The organism is Mycobacterium sp. UM_Kg1 (assembly GCF_000972925.1).
Lineage (GTDB): Bacteria > Actinomycetota > Actinomycetes > Mycobacteriales > Mycobacteriaceae > Mycobacterium > Mycobacterium hiberniae.
Genome location: NZ_JRMK01000009.1, coordinates 26,519 through 50,097, shown reverse-complemented (window position 1 = coordinate 50,097; position 23,579 = coordinate 26,519). Strand labels below are relative to the sequence as shown.

Genomic DNA, 23,579 nt, shown 5'->3' with positions numbered 1-23,579 from the left:
CGCGCATCACACCAGACGACAAGGTGCTGATCCACCGCGCAACCGGCGGCGTCGGCCGGGCCGCCATCGCAATCGCACGAGCGGCAGGGTGCCAGGTCTTCGCCACCGCAGACAGCCCGCAGCAGCGACAACTGTTGCGCGACATGGGCATCGAATACGTTTATGACTCCAGCAATCTCGAGTTCGCCGATCGGATACGCCACGACACAGGTGGCTACGGTGTCGACGTGGTCCTCAACTCGCTGTCTGGGGTCGCGCAACGCATCGGAATCGAACTGCTGAGTTTCGGCGGCCGGTTCATCGAGCTGGGCAAGCAGGACGTCTACGGTGACAGCCGGCTGGGGCTTTCCCCCTTCCGCCGCAACCTGTCGCTGCACGTCGTCGACTTGGCTCTGCTGGCACACAGCCATCCAGAAACGGTCCAGCGATTGCTGTGCACCGTCTACCGAAATGCGGCGGCCGGCAGGCTGCCGCAGCCGCAGACCACACACCACCCCTTGCTGGATGCGGCCTCGGCCCTGCGCCTGGCTGACGGCGATGACTGCGCGGCAACGGTTTTGCTGGACGTGCCGCAGTCCGACAGCACCGTGGCGGTGGTGCCACCGGCGCAAGTCCCGCTTTACCGGGCCGATGGCTCCTACATCGTCACGGGTGGCACCGGCGGAGCCGGGTTGGGTTTTGCTTGTGAGATGGCCGCAGCGGGTTGTGGCCGCATCGTGCTCAACGGTGATGCGGAACCGGACAGCCAGGCGCAACGCGCTATCGAGCGATTGCGTGCGCAGGGTGCCGATATCCAGGTGGAGTGCGGTGATATCGCGGAGCCGCAGACGGCGGACCGGCTGGTGGCGGCGGCGACGGCGTCTGGCCTGCCGGTGCGCGGCGTACTGCATGCGGTTGCCGCGGTGGGCGACGCACCGTTGACCGAGATCCCCGACCATCTCGCTGACCGCCACTGGGTGCCGAAGGTCCACGGCGCGTGGAACCTGTACCAGGCGTTGCAAGCAGCCCCGCAACAACTGGACTGGTTCTGCGTGTTCTCCTCGACCGCGGCGCTGGTCGGGTCGCCGGGTCAGGGCGCCGCCGCAGGAGCCGACAGTTGGTTGGATGCGTTCGGGCGCTGGCTCCAATCCCAGGGCTTGCCGGCCACCGTGATCGGCTGGGGGCCGTGGGCCGAAACCGGCGCCTCCGCCGACGGTGTGCACGCTGCGATCACGTCCGCCGAAGCCGCCCGCGCCTTCCACGCAGTGCTGAGCCATGCCCGGCCCTATGTCGGCTACGCGCCAATCACCCGTGCACCGGGGTTGGCGGCATTGGCGCATCGCAGCCCGTTTGCCGAAGCGTTCCGGCCGGCGCGCCGAAGCAGTCCCGACGCGCAGAGGTTCCTCGCCGAACTGCAGGAGCTCCCACGCGAGGAGTGGTCCAGTGCGATACTGCGCTTGGTCTCCGATCAGATCAGTCTGCTGCTGCGCCGTACCGTTGACGCGGACCGCTCGCTGCCCGAATATGGCCTGGATTCGTTGGCCAGCTTGGAGTTTCGTACCCGGATCGAAACGGAGACCGGGGTCCGGGTCGGTCCTGCCCAGCTCACCACGGTGCGCGGCCTGTCGCAGTATGTGTGCGACCAGCTGGCCGCTCGTGTAGAGCATGCGAACTCTGCCGGCGGTAGGTACTTTGAGTCGGCCGGCCGCTGTCCCGAGCTGCCAGCCGGCGTGTTGTAACCCGAGAAGAGGAGCGAACGTTGCGGGTAGGGCCATTGGCGTTGGGGACGTTGGCGGACTGGGAGCCCGAAGCCGGGCCCACCGTGGTGTGGCAGCCGTCGGCTGCTGCGCTGGCCGCAGCACAACGGGCGCCGGTCAACGCCGTGCCGGCCAGTTACATGCAGGAACAACACATTCGCGGCTACATCGAGCAGACTGCCGTCGGGCTCGACTACTCGCGGCTGCTGGTGCTCAGTTGCGACATGGCAGGCCGCTGCGATCGACGGGCCATCGACTACATCGTCAATGCGCATGTACGGCGGCACGAGACCTACCGCAGCTGGTTCGAGCATGCCGACGACGGACGCCTCATTCGTCACGTCATGGAGGACCCGTCCGATATCGAGTTGGTCCCAGTCGATCACGGTGACCTGGCGTTGCCGCAGGTACGCGAACTGTTGACACAGACGCCCGATCCGTTGCAGTGGGACTGCTTCCGGTTCGGGATCATTCAGGGCAAGAGCCACTTCACGTTCTTCGCCAGCATCGATCACGTGCATGTGGACGCGGCGGTCGCCGGGGTGACGTTGATGGAGCTGTACTTCATGTACAACGCCCTGGTGGTCGGCGGTGCGCCGCTGGAGCTGCCCCCTGCGGGAAATTACAGCGAGTTCTGCCTCCGTCAGCACCAGTTCACCTCTGCGCTCACCCAAGAGTCGCCCGAGATCCAGGCGTGGCGAGCCTTCGCCGAACACAACGACCACAGCCTTCCGGGCTTCCCGCTGCCGCTCGGCGACCCCGCGCAGCCGTGCGACGCGGCCATGGTCACCGTCACCATGCTCGATGAAAAGCAGACCGTCGACTTCGAGTCGGTCTGCACCGATGCGGGCGCCCGCTTCATCGGTGGCGTCCTGGCGTGCTGCGGACTGGCTCATCAGGAATTGACCGGGGATGCCACCTTCTACGGACTCACACCACGAGATACCCGCAGATCCCCGGACGATGATCTCACCCTGGGCTGGTTCACCGGCCTGATTCCGATCACGGTTCCCATCGGGGAGTCCGCATTTGCCGACGCCGCCAATGCCGCGCAGAGTTCGTTCGATTCGGGCAGAACCCTGGCAGACGTGCCCTATCAGCGGGTGCGCGAGTTGGAACCCGGCTTGGGCAAACCGCCACCGAACTTTCCCGTCATCAACTTCCTCGACGCCGGGGCCGCCCCGTTGTCGGCGCTGATCGCCGCGGGACTGGACGACCTGAACATCGGGGTCTACAGCGACGGCCGGTACTCGTATCAGATGTCCATCTACGTGATCCGGGTCGGGGAGGAAACCGCGGTCACCGCGGTATTCCCGGATAACCCGGAGGCCCACGAATCGATGGGGCGCTACCTGGCGTTGTTGAAGTCCGTGTTCGAGCGAGTTGCCGAGCAGGGCCGCGGGCAGAAGGTCGCATGAGCCCCGCCCCATGCGCTGCGACATGCACGCGCAGCAGCTGGAGGTGAACGTATCTTCAGCCGGCTAGGCGACTTCGTTGTGCGGCGCCCGTGGCCGGTGATCGGCCTATGGGCGTTGTTGGTCGTGCTGTTGCCGCTGTTCGCGCCGTCGCTGACCGATATGGCGCAGCGTCATCCTGTCGCGGTGCTGCCCGCCGACGCCCCGTCCGTCTCGGCTGCGGCCAAGATCTCCGCCGCCTTCGACGAGGACGGCTCGGAGAATGTGCTGACCGTGCTGCTCAGCGACGAGCAGGGTTTGAGTCCCGCCGATGAAGAGGTCTACCGAACGCTGGTGGACCGGTTGCGTCGCGACACCGAACACGTGGTGATGCTGCAGGATCTGCACACCACTCCGGCGCTGCGGGAGGTGCTCGCCAGCAGCGACGGTAAGGCATGGATCCTGCCGGTCGGCCTGGCCGGCGACTTGGGCACTCCCGAGTCCTACGCGGCATACCTGCGGGTCGCCGACATCGTCAAGCAGACCGTTGCCGGATCGACCCTGACCGCGGATGTCACCGGCCCGGCGGCCACCGTCGCTGACCTGACCGATGCGGGGGCGCGGGATCGCCTGGCGATCGAGTCGGCGATCGCGGTCTTGCTGCTGATCATTCTGGCCGTCATTTACCGCAATCCGGTCACCATGGTGCTGCCGCTGGTCACCATCGGTGCGTCGCTGGTAGCCGCGCAGGCGGTGGTAGCTTCGGTGTCCCAGGCCACCGGCATGGCCGTGTCAAACCAGGCGATCGTGTTGCTCAGCGCGTTGATCGCCGGCGTGGGAACCGATTACGTCGTCTTTCTGGTCAGCCGCTATCACGACTATGTCCGGATGGGGACGGGCACGGCCGAAGACAATCAGCAGGCGGTGCGGCGGGCCCTCACGTCGATCGGCAAGGTGATCGCCGCTTCGGCCGCGACCGTGGCCGTGACCCTACTGGGAATGGGCTTCGCCAAACTGGGGGTGTTCGCCACCACCGGCCCCGTCCTGGCGATCGGGATTGCGGTCGCCTTCCTGGCGGCCGTCACCCTGCTGCCGGCCATCCTGGTGGTGGCTGGGCCGCGCGGATGGGTGGCGCCGCGCCGCGAACGCGCCGCGCGACTTTGGCGCCGGACCGGGGTGCGAATCGTTCGGCGGCCCAAGGCGTATCTGACCGGGAGCCTGGCCCTGCTGTTGGCCCTGGCCGGTGGCGCAGGACTGATTCGGTTCAACTACGACGACCGCAAGCAGCTGCCGGATTCCGTCGAGAGCTCGGTGGGGTACGCCGCTTTGGACCGGCACTTCCCGGTCAACCAAACGATCCCCGAATACCTGCTGGTGCAGTCTCCCCATGACTTACGCACTCCGTGGGCGCTTGCCGACATGGAGCAGATGGCCTATCGGATCAGCCAGATCCCCGGTGTCGCGGCGGTCCGCGGTGTCACCCGGCCCCGGGGTGAGTCACTCGAGGAGGCCCGCGCGACCTACCAAGCCGGCGAAGTCGGCGATCAACTGGGCGACGCGGCGGGTCTGATCGCCGGCCGGGACGCTGACCTCGACCGGCTGTCCACGGGTGCCCGGAAGCTGGCGAACGGCCTCGGAGATCTGCACGCTCAGGTCAGTCAGTCCATAGGCAGCGTGCGAAGTCTGGTCGACGCATTGGCATATCTGCAGAACCAGTTCGGTGGAAACAAGACCTTCGGTGAAATCGACCAGGCCGCAAGGCTGGTCAACAGCATCCGTGCGCTCGGCGACGCTCTGCAGGTGACCTTCGCCGGACTCGCGTCCAGCTTCGACTGGATCGATCCCGTCACCGAGTCTCTCGATGCCAGCCCGACGTGCGATGCAAACCCGGTCTGCGGTACTGCACGGGCCGAGTTCCGCAAGCTGCAAAACGCCCGTGCCGCGGGCACTCTCGATGAGATCTCGTCACTGTTTCGGCAGCTGCAATCGGCGCAGCCCTCGCAGACGGTGTCGTCGGCGGTCAACGGGCTGAGTCGCTCCCTGCAGTCGGCGGCGCAGTCCCTGCATGCGCTGGGATTCGACAGTCCGCGCAGGGTGCAACGGCAGATCATCGAGATGCAGAACGGCACCAACGAGCTCGCCGTCGCTGGGCGCCAGGTGGCCGACGGGGTGCAACTCCTGGTCGAGCAGACCAAGGAACTGGGTTTCGGACTGGACACCGCGTCGGCGTTTCTCATGACGATGGGCCACGACGCGTCTCAGCCGTCGATGGCGGGGTTCAATGTGCCACGAGAGGTTCTGGCCACTGACGATTTCAAGAAGTTGGCACACACCTTCGTCTCGCCGGACGGGCATTCGGTGCGGTACTTCATTCAAACCGATGAAGATCCGTTCAGCACCAAAGCCATGGACCAGGTCAACCTCATCCTTGCCACCGCCCAGGCGGCGCAGCCCAACACCGTCCTTGCCGATGCCTCGATATCGATCTCCGGTTACCCGGTCACGCTGCGGGACATCCGCGACTACTACGAACGGGACATTCGGCTCATCGTCGTCCTGACGACCCTGGTGGTGCTGCTGATCCTGACGGTCCTGCTGCGAGCGGTGGTCGCCCCGATCTACCTGGTGGGTTCGGTGATCATCTCCTACCTGTCGGCGATCGGGCTCGGCGTTCTGGTCTTCCAGGTCATGCTGGGTCAGCAGTTGCATTGGAGCGTGCCAGGTTTGGCGTTCGTGGTGCTGGTGGCGGTGGGTGCCGACTACAACATGTTGCTCGCGTCCCGGTTGCGCGACGAATCGCCGCTGGGCGTGCGCACCAGCGTCATCCGCACGGTCGGGTCAACCGGTGCGGTGATCACCGCTGCGGGGCTCATTTTCGCCTCCGCCATGTTCGGACTGCTGTTCGCCAGTGTGGGCGCTGTGGTGCAGGGCGGCTTCGTGATCGGCGCCGGCATCCTGGTCGACACCTTCGTGGTGCGCAGCATCACCGTGCCCGCCGCGGCCGCGCTGCTGGGACGGGCCAATTGGTGGCCCGCGCGTCCGTGGCTGCGGCCCCGGCCCGACGATCCGAAGCGCGAAGCCGCCGACGGCAGGGCGATCGGGGCGGTCACCGACGGCTGACGCGGTGCGTCAGCCGGTGAAACCGAAGAAGTCGCGGAGCTTGCCGACGGTGTCTTCGACGGCGGCGCTGGTCTCCGGTCCCAGAACCTCCACCACGTTCATGCCGGCCGGGTGGACGGAAACCGGCCTGGTGGCGGGGTTGTCGTTGCGGGAGTAGCCGGCGTCGACCTGTGGCTGGAGGAAGCTGTCGAGCTGGTCGACCAGGTCATCGGGCATACCCAGGAAGCGCAGCGGCATGGTCAACGGCAGGGGATTGATGGGAACCAGGTAGGTCGTTGTTGTGGCGCCGCGGGAATTGATGGTGGAGCGGATGTTCTGCGGGGGCACATCGGCGGGAGTGGTGAATGCGGACGGTGTGTGCACGATCGCGGATCCGAGCAGGGCGTTGGCGACGGACCACAGATTGTCGGGACGGTCGGGGAAGTCGGCCATCCCGTCATAGGCGGCGACGATCCGATTGGTGTCGTATTGGCTGTCCACCTCGGGGGGCATGACGTAGTCGTCAACGGGCAGTCGGCTACCCGGTGGGAAGAGTCCGGAAAGAAAGCTCGCCCCGAAGGCGTGCTTTCCCATGGGTGAGCCGATTGTCGTGAACTGCAACATGTGCGGCGGCGGCGCGGCGGGATCGTTGGCGAGCCGGACCTGTTCTTTGTCCAGCGCCATGGTGCCCTGCGACAAGCCGACGACACTGGCCGGCTGGGTCCCTCGACGAATCACGGCGTCGAGGTTGTCGGCGGCCGCGTCGACGGCGGCGGCCACGGTCATGTCGTCGCGCTTGGCGTCGGGCGCGAACATGGTGGGCACCCACCGGAACATCGCACCCGCCGGGTAGTCGATGATCTCCCGCTTCTTGTTCGGGAAATAACCGGCGCCGGCGCGTCGGGTGTAGTCCGACCACGGTATGCCGGGCGGTCGAGCACCGCCGACTGCGTAGACGACGTCCACGGCGGCTGCCTCGCCCACCGGCGGCGGCGTCGGTGCGGGCGTTGGCGCAACCCAGGGGGTATCGGTGGGATGTGCCGGAGCCGCGGTAGCGGTACTGGCGGCCAACCCACCGGTCGAACCGGCGAGCCATACCGCGAGAGCTCCGGCGACCAGTCTTTTCATCGCTAACCCCTTCAGCACTGCCGGCCCTGTGTCAGAGCCGGCTTCCACCTTCTCACAGACCCAGGACACCGGCAGTACATAAGACACCGCCCACGGCGGCCAGCAGCGCGGCGACCTGGCCCGGCCGACGTTGCCGGCCCCACTTGTGCAGTGCGGCCATGAACTCACGGGTGGCGTCCGGCGCCACCAGGTAGGCCAGCAGCGGAAGCTCGACGAGCGCAAACGCCAACACATTGAACGTCAGCAGCGCGGCGATCTTCGTGCTGGTGGCGGCGCCGGAGGCGACGATGATCGCCAACGCGGCCAGATAGTCCACCGAAGGCAGGGCGATGCTCAAACCGGCTGCTCCTGCCACCCACAGCGACCGACCTTTGAGCAATCGCTGTGCCCGAGCGGCGAATCCGCCCGGGGCAGAAGAGGAACGAACGGCGCCCGCCGCGCGTGGTCGGGCGGCCAGCACTCTGGCGAGGAGGACCGCGGCGGTCAGCAGCGCCAGCGCGCCGATGACGATCTGAACCCGCGGCAAGGTCAGCCCAGACGACTCCGTCACCGAGGGCGGTAGGACGAACAACACCATCAGGCCGCCGGTTGTCCCCATGACGAAGCCGCCGCACAGGAACGCCATCAGTTGCAGTACCGGCCTGGGCCGGTTCAGCATCAGCAGCGTCAACCCGATACGAACCGGCTCAACGCTGGTGGCAGCCGCCATCACCAGCAGGGCTATCCACATGCGGCGGCTTCGTCGCGCGGGGACGCGGCCGGCTCAGCGGTCAATCCGGGTGAACTGCTGGCTCTGGTACTGCTCGACGCAGGCGGCCCGGCGAACCTTGCCGCTGGTGGTGATGGGAATCGATCCCGGTCCCACCAGCACGACATCAGCGACAGTCACCCCGTGGACCTGGGAGATCGCCGCCTGCACATCGTCTTTCAGGACGGCAAGCCGCTGTGCGGTGTCCTCGGCGGATTCGCCTCGATCCCGGACTTCGATGATGGTGACCAGGGTCTCCTCCTCGTTGACCGGAACCGCAATGGCTGCGACACGACTGCCGCTGATCTCTTGAAGGGTGGCTTCGATGTCCTCGGGGTAGTGGTTGCGCCCGCGGATGATCAGCAGATCTTTCATGCGGCCGACGATGAACAGCTCACCCTCGGAGATGAATCCGAGGTCGCCGGTCCTCAGCCACGGGCCGCTCGGGGTGCCCTCGGACGCCCGGACCAGCGTCGCGGCGAACACCTCCTGGGTCTGTTCCGGCTTGTTCCAGTAGCCGGCGGCGACATTGGCACCGGCGGTCCAGATTTCGCCGACGGTGCCCGCCGCGCATTCGGTGCACGTTTCGGGGTTCACGATGCGCACTGCCGGCGACTTCGGGACACCGTAGGTGAGCAGCGGTGTGCCCTCGTCTGTGTCCGACCGCTGCGCACTGCCGCGCGTCAACTTCTCTGACTCGAAGTAGACCGTCTGCGGCGGGCACTCCACGTCGAGGGTGGCGACGTACAACGTGGCCTCGGCCAGCCCGTACGCGGGGTGCAGGGCCCGGGCACGGAAGTTATAGGGGGCGAATCGGTTGAGGAAGCGCTCCAAAGTCGCGGGGTGGACGCGTTCGCTGCCGCTGACGATGCCCAGCACGTCGCCCAGGTCGCGGCCGGCCAGGTCCTCATCGGTGGTCTTTCGCACCGCCAGTTCGAAGGCGAAGTTCGGCGCCGCTGAAAACGCCCGGGGGTGGCTGGCCATGGCTTGGATCCAGCGCGCTGGGCGCTGCAGGAACGCCACGGGGCTGGTCAGCTCGCAACGGTAGCCACCGAGGACCGGTGCGATGATGCCCAGGATCAAGCCCAGATCGTGATAGAAGGGCAGCCACGACACGATCGTGGTGTCGGGCGGTGCCACCCCGTTGAACTCCGGGAAATAGCCCGCCATGAACTGCCGGAAGTTCACCTGCAGGTTGCGGTGCGAAACCATCACGCCCGCGGGAAGCCGGGTCGAGCCCGAGGTGTACTGCAGATACGCCACACCGCCGGAGTCCACAGGTTGATCACCCATGGCCACGCCGGCGTCCAGATCCAACGCATCGACAGCGACAACGGTTGCCGTGGCTTCAGCCCCGGATTCGCGCACATACTCGGCGACCAGACCTGCGGCCCCCGACGTGGTCAGGACGACGGACGGCGCGGTGTCGGTGAGCACGGCGCTGACCCGCTCATCATGTGCGCCGGGATGCGGAACCGGCAGGGGCACCGCGATGAATCCCGCCTGGATGGCGCCGAGGAAGGCCGCGACGTAGCCCAGGCCCTGCGGGGCGAGGATGACGGCGCGGTCGCCGGCCGAGCCGTGCTGCTTGAGTTCACGGGCCACGTTGAGGGCACGCCGATATATCTGTGACCAGGACAGCGTCTTCGCGACGCCTTCCCAGTCCTGCTCGTAATCGGTGTAGGTGAACGCTGGGTCATCGGGGGAGAGGAAAGCGCGTTCGCGCAACAAAGTTAATAGGGGCACATCAGACATGGCGGTGAGGCTACCGTCACAGTGCGACACGTGCCGGGTAACCGCTCGCAGGCGGACTCGGAACCGAGATTTCGCCGCAGCACGGGTGGTCCGGTAACCTAGCCGGGTTGCCGACGCAGGCGACCCTCCTGCCGTGGTCACATCCACGGCCGCACTACGACCATAGGAGGTGATGAGGTTCCCATGCGTCCATACGAAATCATGGTCATCCTTGACCCCACTCTCGACGAGCGCACCGTCGCCCCGTCCCTGGAAACGTTCTTGAACGTGATCCGCAAGGACGGCGGAACGGTCGACAAGGTCGACATCTGGGGCAAGCGCCGCCTGGCCTACGAGATCGCCAAGCATGCCGAGGGCATCTACGCGGTCATCGACGTCAAGGCCGAACCGGCCACCGTGTCCGAGCTCGACCGTCAGCTCAGCCTGAACGAGTCGGTGCTTCGTACCAAGGTGATGCGCACCGACAAGTCGTAGGCGGCTGTCGCAGCCGTTGCGTAGGCTCATGCTGCGAATGCAGCAGCATCCAGCGCTGACACCGATCCTAGGAGGGCCCCGTGGCTGTAGGTGACACCACGATCACCGTCGTCGGAAACCTGACCGCGGACCCGGATCTGCGGTTCACCCCCTCGGGGGCGGCCGTCGCCAACTTCACGGTGGCGTCCACACCGCGGGTCTTTGACCGGCAGAGCGGTGAGTGGAAGGACGGCGACGCGCTGTTCCTGCGGTGCAACATCTGGCGCGAGGCCGCGGAGAACGTGGCCGAGAGCCTCACCCGCGGTTCGCGGGTGATCGTCACCGGGCGGTTGCGGCAGCGGTCCTTCGAGACCCGCGAGGGCGAGAAGCGCACTGTCTACGAGGTCGAGGTCGATGAAGTCGGCCCCTCGTTGAAGTACGCCACCGCCAAGATCAACAAGGTCAGCCGCGGCGGCGGCGGGGGCGGCTTCGGCGCGGGCGGCGGCATGGCCGCTGCGGCCGGTCCGTCCGGCCCGCCCGCGGAAGACCCGTGGGGCAGTGCTCCGGTGTCCGGCTCCTTCGGTGGCGCCGACGACGAGCCGCCCTTCTAGACCAACGAACCACAGCACGAAAGAGATAGGTAGATGGCCAAATCCAACAAGCGGCGTCCGGCACCCGAGAAGCCGATCAAGACCCGCAAGTGCGCATTCTGCTCGAACAAGAAGCAGGTGATCGACTACAAGGACACCTCGCTGCTGCGCACCTACATCAGTGAGCGGGGCAAGATCCGCGCCCGTCGGGTGACCGGCAACTGCGTTCAGCACCAGCGCGACGTCGCGCTGGCGGTCAAGAACGCCCGCGAGGTCGCGTTGCTGCCCTTCACGTCGTCGGCGCGGTAGCCGGCCAAATCCGAGAGAGTACGAAACGATGAAGCTGATTTTGACCGCTGAGGTGGATCACCTCGGGGCGGCCGGAGACACCGTCGAAGTCAAGGACGGATATGGCCGCAACTACCTGCTCCCGCGCGGGCTGGCCATCGTCGCCACGCGTGGTGCGCAGAAGCAGGCTGACGACATCCGCCGGGCCCGCGAGACCAAGCAGGTGCGAGACCTGGACCACGCCAAGGAGCTCAAGGAAGAGCTGCAGGCGCTGGGCACCATCAACCTTCCCGCCAAGACCTCCGGTAACTCGGGCAAGCTGTTCGGCTCGGTGACCGCCGGCGACGTGGTGGCCGCGATCAAGAAGGCCGGTGGGCCGAACCTTGACCGGCGCATCGTCCGGTTGCCCAAGGCGCACATCAAGGCGGTCGGCAGCCACGCGGTGTCGGTGCACCTGCACTCCGAGGTCGATGTCGACCTCACCCTGGAAGTCTCCGCGGCGGAGTAAGAGGCAAAAACGCAGCAGCCCCGGCAGCGCCACCCAACGGCGCAGCCGGGGCTTCGCTGTGCCCGGAACCGGGTGTCCCCATTAGTGCTGGCTAACTTTTCGCCGCGCCCGCCCAGCGGAGCCGCTTACGTTGTTGTGGAATCGCGTCTACCTGCCGGTCATGCAACACGCCCAAGGCGGCAACCTACGGCGACACGCCGAAGAGATTGTCTTCCACAGGCAAAACACCCACCCTCACCCTTTTCACCTGCGGAGATAACCCACATTAGAAGCGCCATCCACAAGTCTTCCCCACCGTCCCAAACAAATGGCACACCGGTGTGCACACTTGATCCACACCTTTGTGAACAACCTCGTTTGGTAGGGCGGCCAGCAACGCTTACCGTCAACGCGGCACGGTACATCGGGGGTGTCGGTGCCCACGGATACTTTCGGGGCATCAACGTCGAATGGGCGTTCGATCGTGCCAGTGGAGGAGGTGCGGCGCATGGCGGTAGTCGACGACCGTGGTCATTCTGAGCTTGAGGAGCCACCACGCGAGGACGTCGGCCGTCAGCCGCCCCAGGATCTTGCCGCAGAGCAGTCGGTGCTCGGCGGCATGCTGCTGAGCAAGGACGCCATCGCCGACGTGCTGGAGCGGCTGCGGCCCAGCGACTTCTACCGCCCGGTGCACCAGAACATCTACGACGCCATCCTGGACCTCTACGGGCGCGGTGAGCCGGCCGACGCGGTGACCGTGGCCGCCGAGCTCGACCGCCGCGGCCTGCTGCGCCGGGTGGGCGGCGCCCCGTATCTGCACACCCTGATCTCCACGGTGCCCACGGCGGCCAACGCCGGCTACTACGCCACCATCGTCTCGGAGAAGGCGCTGCTGCGCCGGCTGGTCGAGGCCGGAACCCGGGTGGTGCAGTACGGCTACGCGGGCGCCGAGGGCGCCGATGTGGCCGAGATCGTCGACCGCGCCCAGGCCGAGATCTACGAGGTGGCCGACCGCCGGCTCTCCGAGGACTTCGTGCCGCTGGAAGACCTGCTGCAGCCCACCATGGACGAGATCGACGCGATCGCCTCGCACGGCGGGGTCGCCCGCGGCGTGCCGACCGGCTTCACCGACCTCGACGAGGTGACCAACGGGCTGCACCCGGGCCAGATGATCGTGGTGGCGGCGCGGCCGGGTATGGGCAAGGCGCTGTCGTTGAAGACGCTGCTGGCCACCCCCACCGGGTGGACCACCATGGGTGAGGTCGCCGTCGGTGATCTCCTGCTGGGCCCGGATGGCCGGCCCACCCGGGTGGTTGCCGCCACCGAGGTGATGCTGGACCGACCGTGCTTCGAGGTCGAGTTCTCCGACGGCACCGTGATCGTCGCCGACGCCGAACACCAGTGGCTGACCGAGACGCGGGCATCGCGCAAGTCGGCGCAGGCCGCAGCGGCCGGCTACAACCGCACCAAGAATCAGCGCACCTTCGCCGCGATTCGCACCACCGCGGAGATCGCCGCGACGCTGCGGTGCGACACCGCAGACCAGCGGCTGAACCACTCGGTCACCAACACCCAAGCGCTCGATCTGCCGGAGCGGGAGTTGCTGGTCCCGCCCTACACCCTGGGTGCGTGGCTCGGGGATGGCACCAGCGCGTCGGCGCAGATCACCACGGCCGACCCCGAGATCGTCATGCGCATCGAGGCGGAGGGGCTGTGCGCTGTGCCCTCGAAGTCTGCGAAGTACCGCTACCAACTGCGCTTGCCGGCCGAGGACGGTGTGGCCGTTCGCAACTGCGCGGTGTGCGGCAACGAGTTCCTGCCCCAAACCAGCCAGGTGCGCACCTGCGGGCGCTCCTGCGGCGGTCGCGCGCGATTCAGTTCGCCGCCGGTGGCGGAGCCCACCTGCCCGCAGTGTGGCGGGCCCTCGGCGGGACTGCGCATGTGCCAGGGCTGCCGTAACACGGTGGGCACACTGCAAGCCCGGCTGCGAACCATCGGCGTGCTCGGCAACAAGCACATTCCCACGGAGTACCTGCGCGGCTCGGAAGCACAGCGCCGGCAACTGTTGGCGGGCCTTCTGGACACTGATGGCACCGTAACCGCGAGCGGCTCGGTGCAGTTCTCGGTAACCGACCGCAGGCTGGCCCGCGACGTGGCGGAGCTGGTGGTGAGCCTGGGCTACCGCTGCCAGACCGCGACCAAGCGGGTGCGCGGACGCACCGAAGCGTCCAGCATCGCCTACACCTTGAACTTCACCACCGATGACCAGGTTTTCGCGTTGGAGCGCAAGGTGATTGCGCACAAGGAACGCCGAAGGGTCAAAGGGACAGCCCGCTCGGGTTCACGGTTCATCGTGGCCGCCCGCCCAGTGCCCAGCGTGCCGGTGCGCTGCGTCGAGGTGGACAACGACAGCCACATGTACCTGGCCGGCGAGGCCATGATCCCGACCCACAACTCGACCCTGGGTCTGGATTTCATGCGCTCGTGCTCGATCAAGCACCGCATGTCCAGCGTCATCTTCTCCCTGGAAATGAGCAAGTCCGAGATCGTGATGCGGTTGCTGTCGGCGGAGGCCAAGATCAAGCTCGCCGACATGCGCTCGGGTCGGATGAGCGACGACGACTGGACCCGGTTGGCGCGCCGCATGAGCGAGATCAGTGAGGCGCCACTGTATATCGACGACTCACCGAACCTGACCATGATGGAGATCCGCGCCAAAGCGCGCCGGCTCAAACAGAAAGCCGACCTGCGGCTGGTGGTCATCGACTACCTGCAGCTGATGACCTCCGGCAAGCGGGTCGAGTCACGGCAGCAGGAAGTCTCTGAGTTCTCTCGCAATCTCAAGCTGTTGGCCAAGGAGCTCGAGGTTCCGGTGATCGCGATGAGCCAGCTCAACCGTGGCCCGGAGCAGCGCACCGACAAGAAGCCAATGCTGGCCGACCTGCGTGAATCCGGTGCCATCGAGCAGGACGCCGACATGGTGATCCTGCTGCACCGCCCGGATGCGTTCGAGCGTGACGACCCGCGCGGTGGCGAGGCGGACCTGATCCTGGCCAAGCACCGTAACGGCCCTACAAAGACGATTACCGTTGCGCACCAACTGCATTTGTCGCGGTTTACGAACATGGCTCACTGACGGGGACAGTTCGGTTGTTGGGTCTCACGCTGCCTGTCAGTTTCTCAGCGCCGATGTCGTGTAGTCGTCATCCATCTTAAGCCGGTGTCATCGACCGTCAGACCGACCGACTGCACCTCATGTCCCGGAGGTGTAAGGCGCGACAATTATGGCAACTATGCCAACAGGTTTCAGTAGTAGCGCCCAGCAGAATGACGGAGCAGTTGCCTGGGTGGCGTAGCTGCTTCGGGGAGTAGTTGGCTTGCAGCGACGTAGTGCGTTCCATCGCAGGTCTTCGTGAGTAGGTGTGCCTTCGGCGCAGCTCGGTCGCAAGCGTTGCTCGACTGGCGGATGCTGCGATTGGCCGTCAGGTCCGGGTCCGACCGGTTGCACACTGCCAAGCAAGAACAGGTAGCGGCCCAAATATCGTCTGCAGTGCGCATGACACTCACCGTATGGATGCGGGCACTCATCCCCTCTGTCACTGGCCTGCCTCGATAGTAGTGACCTGGGTAGCCGCCTCTTCTCCGCACAGGCGCAGAAGATCGACAGGCCCAGCGGCGAGGAGGGCATCGATACGTGTATGCAGGTCCCCTGAGGTGACGTGGGAGTAAAGGTTGGCGCCGGGGCAGGCGGTGTCAGCGAAGTCTCGATGTCCGCCCAGGGTGCCGCTGGCCAAGCCGAACTGTTGGGCAGCCCACGCGAACGCTGTTGCAGCACCATTGAGTTGAGCTTCGGTGACGGTTTCTTGGTCGAAGTCGCCCTCGCAGAGGACCAGGAAGTGTCCCGCTGTGTCGTAGTTGGTCGCGGTATCGCCAGCGAGCTCGGGGCTGCGTAATTCGTAGATGTTGCCGTTGCGGTCAACGCCCACATGGTAGGCAATGTCGATCCAACCCCGGTCGTTCTGGTGGTACTGCTGATGCTGGCGCAATCGTCCAGGGGCATTGCGGTTGTCTCCGAGGACAACGGCGGTGTGATGCAGCGTCATTCGGGTAATGGTGTGCGGGCGTCCACCGGCCCTGGCCGGTGCCGCACCCCAGGCTTGACGGCAGATCTGCACCATGGGCTGTCGGCCGGCCGTCGTGGCGGTGGGTGGGCCAGGTTGCAGCGGCAGCGGACTGGCCGCTATCGGTTCCGGCGGCGACGCCGGTGCGGTGCTGGTGGGATGCGCGGTGGGCGTCGAAGCCGATTCGGTGTTACCAACACAGGCGCCGAGTGTTGTGGCCAATCCGAGGCCACCACTGAGCTGGAGCAGCCGCCGCCGACTGAGAGCTTCTAGCCGCGGCCCGTATCCGCGACGGGGCTGCATCTCCATCGTCGTTACGATACGCAGCAGCTAAGGACGCCAGAAGCCTGTTGGCAGAACTGACCGGCATCGGCACGGGGTGGATCATGAGGATGGGCCGTAAAAAACCTGATCAACTCAGTGCAGCTGGGTAATATGCGCCCATGTCGATTGCCGAAGGGGAGGTGTTCGCTGGCTACCGCATTCTGCGATTGCTGGGGACCGGGGGAATGGGCGAGGTCTATCTCGTGCAACACCCACGGCTGCCCCGTCAGGAGGCGCTGAAGATTTTGCCATCGGCGGTCAGCGCGGACCCGCACTTTCGTGCTCGGTTTGCTCGCGAGGCCGACATCGCCGCGACATTATGGCATCCGCATATCGTGGCCGTCCATGACCGCGGTGAGGATAACGGTCAACTGTGGATCACGATGGACTACGTCGACGGTAAAGACGCCGCCATGCTTCTGCGGAACCGCTACCCACACGGCATGCCACCCCGCGAGGTGTTCGAAATCGTTTCGGCGATCGCCGAGGCACTCGACTACGCCCACGAGCGGTACCTACTGCATCGCGACGTTAAACCCGCAAACATTTTGCTTACCGACAAGCGCCAAGACGATCGACGAATCCTGTTGGCTGACTTTGGGATTGCCCGTGACACCTTCGACAGTGGCGGATTGACCGCCACGAATGTGACGGTGGGCTCGGTCGCCTACGCCGCCCCCGAACAACTCACCGGGCAGCCGCTGGACGGCCACGCGGACCAATACGCGTTGGCCGCGACAGCGTTTCACCTTCTGACCGGTACCCCGCCGTTCTCCAACTCTAACCCCGCGGTGGTGATCGGCAATCATCTGTCATCGCCACTTCCGCGGTTGGCCGCCATTCGGGGCGACCTCGGTGATATCGACGACGTGCTCGGCAAAGCGATGGCTAAAGAGCCACACCAACGGTTCAATACCTGCCGGGCTTTCGCCACTGCCCTCACCCAGCGAGGGAGCCGTGTCGCCGGCTCTGCCGACGCCACCCAGCTCGGCGTCCCAGCATTGGCCGCTCCCACTATGTATGCGTTCCCGGCGTCTGTGGCTCCCGAACCAGTTGCGCGTCGGGAGCGTTCCTTGCGCCGATGGCCGATGATAGCGGCAGCCATCGCTGCCGGATTGCTGGCCGTCGGCTTGGTCGCGTTCCTCGGTGCCCGACTGGGCCAGCCATCTCCGCCAGCCGCGCAACCCCAAGCGACCGTCTCAACGTGGCCGGAATCGATCGACCCTCCTGTCCAGCCGCCGACGACCACTCCTACCACGCCGCCAGATCACACGACTCAACTGAATCCTTCGCCGCCACCGTCCCGACAGTCCGCCCCGCCTCGGTCGCCCGCGCCCTCGGGCGATCTGGGGCTGCGCCAACCCATAAGCCGCCCAAACTGCAACGGCCAATACATCGTCGTATTGGGCTCGGTTACAACTCCAGGACTGTATGAGGCCGGAGTGCAGAAACTTTTGGACGCCCACCCGGGCGCTTTCTACCTACGCACCGACCAAACCTGTCCTTCATTGCGTGCCGAGACGGAAGACGGAAACCCGATATACGCGGTGTTTGTTCCAGGCGGAATTACTCAAGGCCAGATGTGCGCCAAGGTGCGAGCCTACGGTGGTGACGCTTATGGAAAGGTGCTGGATTACGTCACCGACCCCGCAGTGTCTTTCCGCTGCTGAATCGAATTGACTCAGGGTGATTGGGCACCGCGGATTGCTTCGAGCAGCGCTGGGCGTAGTGTGTCCCACACTTGAAAAGGGTCAGATCCCCGGCGTACTTCGATGGTTACGACGGCAATACCGCGGTCGCGACCCACATACGAGCCCAGCGAGCCAGGCGTAGGGGCGAACGCGCTGGACTCTTCGAGCGGCATCCCGGCGGTCCTCGCGAACCGCTCGGCGATGGCGCGGGCAGGGCCGTCGAAGTTCACGAACTCGCGGCCCAGCCAGGAATGGGCTACTAGTACAAGTTCTGGGGCTGTGCGGTCGATTGTCTTGACGAGGGCTCGAGATTCAGGCTGGCTCAGTGGTGTTCCCCCATTGGAAGGGGCAGCAGCATCGAAATTGGCGGCAGGAAAGTTGCGGTTGATGTCGACGCCGTGAGCGTTGCCGCGCGTGCCTGCTGCGCGGCCATCTGGGTTGGCGTCCTCGAGAATCGTGAGGGTAGCGAGGCCAGCGAGTCCCTCCGCGGTGAAGGCACTTTGAAGTTCTCGGGCGATGTCAGCGCCCTCGGGTTCGTCGCCGTGAATCCCGCCTACGAACAACACGCGGCGTGGCCCGCCACCGATCGTGCGCGCACGAATCGGCCGCGACTGCACCGACAGTCCGATCGCCTGCCAGCCGGTGTCGGCTACGGCTTGGCCCGCTTCAGTGGTCACTGGGTAGGGCTCAACTTGCATCGACGTGAACGGCGATCTGCCCGGGGCTTGCGATGGCAATGCGGCGCTGGAGTCATCAGTTTGACGGCTGCAGGAGGTTGCTACCGTAGTGATCAAGACGCCGGCGATCCATGCTGCCAGTAGGACGTTCCTCACCGAAGGATCATCAACATGATGGGGTTAATCCTTCTTGCAGGCGCAGATACACGGCGTTGATGTAGGCGCCGTTGTACAGCCGGTACCAGACATAGCTAGACCCTTGTCCCGCGCTGGAACGCAGATCTCCGGTGGTCTGGCAAACCACGGTCACTGCAGTACCGTCCTTGAGGTCGTTGGGATAAAGCCGCTCCGAATCCGTATACGGGGCAATTCGCTGCTTAACCCCGCACGAACCACCTTCGTCGCACGTTCCGACCACGAGGCCGTTGCGTAACGTGGTTGCAGGCAGCACCGGCTGTGTGGCTGTGGGGGTCGGTGTAACGATGATCGTTGTCGCTGAATTCGTGGGGAAGGTGGCAGGTGGTGTGGGTGTCGCGGGCTCTGCGACCCGATCCGTCGGCACCCGGCTGGTGACCGTGACCGTGATTGGGGTCGGAGCCGTCTGCGCTGTCCCGCCTCGCTGACTTGTCATTGTGCCGGCCAAGGCGAACGCGCCACCTATCACGAGGATGGCAAGCAATACCAGAACTGCCACCACCGGGATGCTCCACCGAGCTGACTGCGCTGAAATATTTTCTGGGACAGCAATTTCAGGACTCGAGTCGGTCCTCCACTGTTGTCCGTCCCAATACATGTTGCGGTGCCCGCCGCCGGGGTCGGGATACCAACCTGGTGCCAGAGCTGTCGGCGCCGGTGCCGTCTCCACTCGCGTGGCCACGGGATGGACAGGCTCCTTCGGTGTCGATGCAAGCACCGTCGGTGCTAGACGGGCCTTCTCGGACCCGACGCTGGGTTTTGCGGCGGTCAAGGCCCGGGCAAATGCGCCACAGCTCGCGTACCGGTTGTCTGGGGCCTTGGCCAATCCCGTAGCGAGCACATCATCGAGTCCTGCGAGTTCGGGGTGCATACCGGATAACGCGGGAGCTGGATTGTTGAGGTGGCGACTGATCACTACCGCCGGATTGGGATCGCGAAACGGTGGAGTGCCGGTAAGGAGGTGGAAAGCAGTTGCTGCCAAAGCGTATTGGTCGGTGCGGCCGTCGAGATCATTGCCCATCAACTGTTCGGGCGCGGTGTAATCGACGGTGCCGACGGTCATGTTCGTTTCGGTCAATCCGCCGGGGTCATCGATAGTGCGCGCAATGCCGAAGTCGGTGAGCAGGATTCGCTGCTGTCCGTCATCGTCGACATCGTCGGTCAGCAGGATGTTGGCTGGCTTCACATCGCGGTGCAGTAGACCCCGCTTGTGCGCATGATCGAGTGCAGAAGCGACTGCAGTGACGATCGCGCTGACCAAATCAACCGGCATACCTGCGGGGTAGCGCCGCGCCAGCAGAGTGGCGGCGTCCTCGCCGTCGACAAAGTCCATTGCGATCCAGAGCTTGCCGTCGTGCTCACCGCGATCGAGTACTCCGACAACATGGGGATGCCACAGCGTCGAAGCGAGGTTGGCCTCGCGAAGAAAGCGCTCCCGGAATGTCGGATCCGCCGATATGTCAGCATTCAACAGCTTCAATGCGTCGCGGCGTGGCAAACGGGGATGTTGGGCGAGGTACACTTCGCCCATCCCTCCGGCTCCTAACCGTCTGAGCGCGGTATAACCCGCGAATTTCTGTCCCACGCCAAGCGGCATTGCAGGATCGTATACGCAGACAGCCGGCAGCTCTGGCGAATTTCGCTGACTCTGGGAGGATCTGTGAATTTCGGCGGGTGGAACGCCTCACTGGTACGCGAGTCCGGCGGTGAGTGGATTCATGTCGTATGGCTCGGAAGGATCGCAGGATTGAACGTCGAACCCGTTCTGGCCAGCTTCGATGTCGAGGACAAAGAATTGCGCGTCTACGTTGCAGAACTGGCCACGCCGATCCAAGGGTTGCTTCGCCGCGATGGACATGTTCCAGAGAAGGTGCTGTTGCGTGAGCATCCTCGGGATCCTTATCAGTTCTTTGGGCAGGACTTGATCACACGGCTGGAAAGGCCACCGACCGTCAGGAGATTGAAACCCGAGGCGCGCGCCCTGATACCACCAGAATGGGCAGATCAGATAGAAGCAGCCTGGCGCGCACGAGCAAATGTGCAGTCGCGTAATGCGGCAGTCGCCGCAGCCATGTTGTCGTCCGGTCGGGTAGACCAGCGGCCTCCTGATGATCCGCAACTGCCACCGGGTCTATTCGCCCCCTCCCACGACTACGATATTGAACCCGACGGCACACCGTGCCGGCTCTGCGGCGAAGCACTAAATCCCTACGCAGACCCTTCGCCATACTGCCTCGGCTGCGTTGGCGACGCCGGCAGAGGCCTCTTCGTGGATTTCGGCTTCAACGGAGATTGGCGACCCGCCGTCCTGTGGTCACTCAACCAGCTCGCAGAGTTTGAGTTTAGTGGGGCCCCTGCGCGGGGCCAACTCAGCAAAATGCCGAACCAGGGCCGCAATGCAGACCTGTTGATGTTGTGTCGAATGCTGACAGCGCGGAGCGGCTATCCCTATCCGGGTGCAGAGCGAAAAGCCTACAGCTGGACGGATTGGCTCGGCCAAGCAGGACTACTAGCGGACGGCATTCGAACCAGCCGAGGAATCAACGTGATGGCCAAGGACGGCCACATGCGCCGTTCTTTGCTGGAGCGGCAGATTGACGACTTCTCCTATGACCACGGGATTTCACACCAAATTGAACCGCACTATCCTTTTGACTCAGAAATCAACCCCCACGGTTACCGCGCGGACTGGCGGCTTGCCGACGGCACGTACGTCGAAGCCCTCGGCTTCCCCGCAAACCCCGTCTACATGGCCAAGGCGCAGCGCAAGATGAGCTTTGCTGCCCAGCACCAAATCCCTGTCGTGACTGTAACCGAAGCCGAGTTGCCCAACCTGCTGACGATCTTCGCGAAATGGCGAGCGCCCGAAGGTAGTAAGCCGCAAAATAGAGGCCTTCCGCCTCGCCCAACCAGGGAGAACCCGAGAGGTAAAGCAACCCCAGGCGCAAACAGGAACGGCCAGAATCCTACGAACGCGAAAGTGCGCTCCGATCGCCTTGCGCGTTGCCGCAGAGCCGTCGAACTTCAGGCCGGCGGCGCAACGAGAAAGCCCTCTGCGCGGCCGACGTCACCGGTCCGCGGGGAAGTCGACGGGGAACGGTTCGGCAAAGTCAGCCGACCTCCCCACCTCGGCCCACTTACGATCCTCGGCGAGCAGGTGTTCGTCCTGGCGTATGGCGCCTTCGACGGCATTGACGCCCAGAGGTAGGTGGTAGGGCACATGGGTGCGTCGTGACATGCGGACGAGGATGTCCGCCGCGCGGGCTGGATCGCCGGCGGCGATTGCATCGCTGGTGCGCACCGAGTTCATCGCGCCCACCGTGTCGGCGTAGAAGTCGGGGATGTCGGCAATGTCCATGGACGAACCCGCCCAGTCGGTGGCGAAGCCACTGGGTTCGACGACGAGGACCTTGATGCCGAACGGCGCCGTCTCGGTCTGCAGGACGCGGGAGAAGCCGTCGATCGCGAACTTGGCTGCCTGATAGGACGCGATGCCCGCCGATCCACCGACCCGCCCGCCCATCGACGAGAATTGGATGATCAAGCCGCCCTGCTGTTCACGCAGTACGGGGATGGCGGCCTTCGAGACGTTGTAGACACCCCAGAAGTTGGTCTCGAACTGCGCACGGAAGTCCTTCTCGTCACCGGTCTCGATCGGCGCGACGTTGGCATAGCCGGCGTTGTTGACCACGACGTCGATCCGGCCGAACCTCTCCCGCGCCGCGGCGATCGCCGCCTGCGCCTCGTCGGCATCGGTGACGTCGAGTTGCAGCGGCAGGATGCGGTCACCGTAGGTATCGGCCAGGTCGGCGAGCTGTTCGGGACGTCGCGCGGACGCCGCGACCATATCGCCGGCCTCCAGTGCGGCGCGGACCAGTTCGCGTCCGAACCCGCGTGTCGACCCCGTGATGAACCAAATCATGCTCATGTTCTTCTCCTCTTCATTCTGCGGCGGAGCGCTGGTGCGCGGCCGTGTATCGGTCTCCGACGATGCGCCCAGGCGCGAACAGCGCACTCAGGTAGGCGCTTTCGTCGGCGCTGATCGCCACCGATGTGGCGGTGACGTTCTCCCGGACGTACTCGATACGCTTGGTCGCCGGGATGGGTACGACGTCCAGCGGCTGGCTCAGCAGCCAGGCCAGCGCAAGTTGACCGGGGCGGCACCCCGAGGCGCACCCGTGCCGAACCTTCGATTGCTGCGGCCACCATCATCACCGCCCATCTTAAGTGCGAGTTAAGCTCTCAGAAGAGCAAGCCGCGAGGGGAGGCAAATCGTCCCGTACGCGATGACCAGGCAATAGGAGGGGCTAGGCAATGCGCCGGGACGCCGTGGCCAACCGCAAGCGGCTCGTCAGTGCCGCCGAAGCAGTGTTCGCCGACCGCGGACCCGCCGCCACCCTGGACGACGTCGCCAAGGCAGCCGACGTCGCACCCGCGACCCTCTACCGCCGGTTCGCCAACAAAGACGCTCTCGTTCGCGAAGTCCTCACCGGATTCTTCGCACGATTGATCGACGCCGCTGAGGCCGCCGCGCAAGCACCACCCGGCGCCGGCCTGGAGCTATTCCTGCAAACCGTCGGCGTCGAGCTCGCGGAGAAAAGCGGCCTTTCCGCCCCCAAGTGGGGAGAACTCGCGCCAGAACAACTCGTAGAACATCTGCGCGGACTCTCGACCGACTTACTCAGGCGCGCGCAACGGGAGGGCTCGATTCGCGACGACGTCACCCCCGATGACATCACCGCCGCCGTGTGGGCGCTGCGCGGGGTCATTGAGTCGGAGCGTACCGACCCAGAGCGCCGCAACCGCGAATTGTGGAAACGTCACCTACAAACAACCCTGCGAGGCTTCCGTCACGAATCCCGTTCTGTCGCAGGGACAACAACCGAATGAGAT

Annotated in this window: 17 protein-coding genes and 1 pseudogene; 10 read left to right on the top strand and 8 right to left on the bottom strand. The window is 65.2% G+C overall.

The features are described from left to right. The 3 genes from LI92_RS02895 to LI92_RS02885 form a co-directional block, all read left to right on the top strand. Positions 1-1,718, top strand: a 1,718-nt coding sequence (locus LI92_RS02895) for a KR domain-containing protein (RefSeq protein WP_046315711.1), incomplete at its 5' end; no start/stop codon positions are given. A 20-nt stretch (positions 1,719-1,738) separates the two neighbouring features. Next, complete coding sequence (locus LI92_RS02890; RefSeq protein WP_046315688.1) at positions 1,739-3,154, top strand: condensation domain-containing protein; 1,416 nt, start codon at positions 1,739-1,741, stop codon at positions 3,152-3,154. A 78-nt stretch (positions 3,155-3,232) separates the two neighbouring features. Next, positions 3,233-6,250: an MMPL/RND family transporter gene (locus LI92_RS02885; protein WP_286134816.1), complete on the top strand. Its 3,018-nt coding sequence runs from the start codon at positions 3,233-3,235 to the stop codon at positions 6,248-6,250. A 9-nt stretch (positions 6,251-6,259) separates the two neighbouring features. Here LI92_RS02885 and LI92_RS02880 read toward each other — a convergent pair whose 3' ends face one another. From LI92_RS02880 to LI92_RS02870, 3 genes are read right to left on the bottom strand one after another with little or no spacing between them, the layout of a single operon-like run. Beyond that, positions 6,260-7,357 (bottom strand): PE-PPE domain-containing protein, encoded by a 1,098-nt coding sequence (locus tag LI92_RS02880; protein WP_046315686.1) that lies wholly within the window; start codon positions 7,355-7,357, stop codon positions 6,260-6,262. Positions 7,358-7,409: 52 nt separating this feature from the next. Next, on the bottom strand, positions 7,410-8,087 hold the full coding sequence (locus LI92_RS02875) for a GAP family protein (RefSeq protein ID WP_046315685.1): 678 nt from the start codon (positions 8,085-8,087) through the stop codon (positions 7,410-7,412). 33 nt (positions 8,088-8,120) lie between these two features. Then, the gene (locus LI92_RS02870; RefSeq protein ID WP_046315683.1) at positions 8,121-9,860 is read right to left on the bottom strand and encodes an AMP-binding protein; all 1,740 of its coding nucleotides are present in this window, start codon (positions 9,858-9,860) and stop codon (positions 8,121-8,123) included. A gap of 183 nt (positions 9,861-10,043) precedes the next feature. Here LI92_RS02870 and rpsF point away from each other — a divergent pair, with 183 nt between their 5' ends. The 5 genes from rpsF (at position 10,044) to dnaB (ending at position 14,814) form a co-directional block, all read left to right on the top strand. Further along, positions 10,044-10,334: a 30S ribosomal protein S6 gene (gene rpsF, locus LI92_RS02865; RefSeq protein ID WP_046315681.1), complete on the top strand. Its 291-nt coding sequence runs from the start codon at positions 10,044-10,046 to the stop codon at positions 10,332-10,334. An 80-nt stretch (positions 10,335-10,414) separates the two neighbouring features. Next, positions 10,415-10,924 carry a single-stranded DNA-binding protein gene (locus LI92_RS02860; RefSeq protein ID WP_046315679.1) on the top strand — a complete coding sequence of 170 codons (510 nt, stop codon included), beginning with the start codon at positions 10,415-10,417 and terminating at the stop codon, positions 10,922-10,924. A gap of 33 nt (positions 10,925-10,957) precedes the next feature. Further along, positions 10,958-11,212 (top strand): 30S ribosomal protein S18, encoded by a 255-nt coding sequence (gene rpsR / locus LI92_RS02855; protein ID WP_046285275.1) that lies wholly within the window; start codon positions 10,958-10,960, stop codon positions 11,210-11,212. Positions 11,213-11,240: 28 nt separating this feature from the next. After that, positions 11,241-11,699, top strand: coding sequence for a 50S ribosomal protein L9 (gene rplI / locus LI92_RS02850; RefSeq protein ID WP_046315676.1), 459 nt, complete (start codon positions 11,241-11,243; stop codon positions 11,697-11,699). A 487-nt stretch (positions 11,700-12,186) separates the two neighbouring features. Continuing rightward, positions 12,187-14,814: a replicative DNA helicase gene (dnaB, locus tag LI92_RS02845; protein WP_046315707.1), complete on the top strand. Its 2,628-nt coding sequence runs from the start codon at positions 12,187-12,189 to the stop codon at positions 14,812-14,814. A gap of 460 nt (positions 14,815-15,274) precedes the next feature. On the opposite strand, the gene LI92_RS22140 is transcribed toward dnaB, so the two are convergent. Further along, positions 15,275-15,856: a peptidoglycan recognition protein family protein gene (locus LI92_RS22140; protein WP_353585438.1), complete on the bottom strand. Its 582-nt coding sequence runs from the start codon at positions 15,854-15,856 to the stop codon at positions 15,275-15,277. 386 nt (positions 15,857-16,242) lie between these two features. Between LI92_RS22140 and LI92_RS02835 the strand changes: the two genes are divergently transcribed. Further along, positions 16,243-17,793 (top strand): serine/threonine-protein kinase, encoded by a 1,551-nt coding sequence (locus tag LI92_RS02835; RefSeq protein WP_046315672.1) that lies wholly within the window; start codon positions 16,243-16,245, stop codon positions 17,791-17,793. Between the two features lie 11 nt (positions 17,794-17,804). On the opposite strand, the gene LI92_RS22135 is transcribed toward LI92_RS02835, so the two are convergent. The 4 genes and pseudogenes from LI92_RS22135 to LI92_RS22125 all read right to left on the bottom strand — a co-directional run. Continuing rightward, positions 17,805-18,491: a M14 family zinc carboxypeptidase gene (locus LI92_RS22135; RefSeq protein WP_192829964.1), complete on the bottom strand. Its 687-nt coding sequence runs from the start codon at positions 18,489-18,491 to the stop codon at positions 17,805-17,807. 166 nt (positions 18,492-18,657) lie between these two features. Then, positions 18,658-20,283, bottom strand: a complete 1,626-nt coding sequence (locus LI92_RS23640) for a protein kinase domain-containing protein (protein WP_082109510.1) — start codon at positions 20,281-20,283, stop codon at positions 18,658-18,660. Between the two features lie 1,470 nt (positions 20,284-21,753). Further along, positions 21,754-22,614: an SDR family NAD(P)-dependent oxidoreductase gene (locus tag LI92_RS02815; protein ID WP_046315705.1), complete on the bottom strand. Its 861-nt coding sequence runs from the start codon at positions 22,612-22,614 to the stop codon at positions 21,754-21,756. Positions 22,615-22,627: 13 nt separating this feature from the next. After that, positions 22,628-22,840 (bottom strand): annotated as a pseudogene (locus LI92_RS22125) (aldo/keto reductase); the annotation flags it as partial. A gap of 160 nt (positions 22,841-23,000) precedes the next feature. On the opposite strand from LI92_RS22125, the gene LI92_RS02810 reads away from it, so the two are divergent. Next, positions 23,001-23,576, top strand: coding sequence for a TetR/AcrR family transcriptional regulator (locus LI92_RS02810; protein WP_052740679.1), 576 nt, complete (start codon positions 23,001-23,003; stop codon positions 23,574-23,576). Positions 23,577-23,579 lie beyond the last annotated feature (3 nt).

What these genes read in the sequence shown, in the direction of transcription:
- rpsR (WP_046285275.1), top strand. Translation starts at nt 10,958, where the DNA reads ATGGCCAAATCCAACAAGCGGCGTCCGGCACCCGAGAAGCCGATCAAG.
- rpsF (WP_046315681.1), top strand. Translation starts at nt 10,044, where the DNA reads ATGCGTCCATACGAAATCATGGTCATCCTTGACCCCACTCTCGACGAG.
- LI92_RS02875 (WP_046315685.1), bottom strand. Translation starts at nt 8,087, where the DNA reads ATGTGGATAGCCCTGCTGGTGATGGCGGCTGCCACCAGCGTTGAGCCG.
- LI92_RS22140 (WP_353585438.1), bottom strand. Translation starts at nt 15,856, where the DNA reads ATGGTGCAGATCTGCCGTCAAGCCTGGGGTGCGGCACCGGCCAGGGCC.
- dnaB (WP_046315707.1), top strand. Translation starts at nt 12,187, where the DNA reads ATGGCGGTAGTCGACGACCGTGGTCATTCTGAGCTTGAGGAGCCACCA.
- LI92_RS02880 (WP_046315686.1), bottom strand. Translation starts at nt 7,357, where the DNA reads ATGAAAAGACTGGTCGCCGGAGCTCTCGCGGTATGGCTCGCCGGTTCG.
- LI92_RS02810 (WP_052740679.1), top strand. Translation starts at nt 23,001, where the DNA reads ATGCGCCGGGACGCCGTGGCCAACCGCAAGCGGCTCGTCAGTGCCGCC.
- LI92_RS02815 (WP_046315705.1), bottom strand. Translation starts at nt 22,614, where the DNA reads ATGAGCATGATTTGGTTCATCACGGGGTCGACACGCGGGTTCGGACGC.
- LI92_RS02870 (WP_046315683.1), bottom strand. Translation starts at nt 9,860, where the DNA reads ATGTCTGATGTGCCCCTATTAACTTTGTTGCGCGAACGCGCTTTCCTC.
- LI92_RS02835 (WP_046315672.1), top strand. Translation starts at nt 16,243, where the DNA reads ATGTCGATTGCCGAAGGGGAGGTGTTCGCTGGCTACCGCATTCTGCGA.
- rplI (WP_046315676.1), top strand. Translation starts at nt 11,241, where the DNA reads ATGAAGCTGATTTTGACCGCTGAGGTGGATCACCTCGGGGCGGCCGGA.
- LI92_RS23640 (WP_082109510.1), bottom strand. Translation starts at nt 20,283, where the DNA reads ATGCCGCTTGGCGTGGGACAGAAATTCGCGGGTTATACCGCGCTCAGA.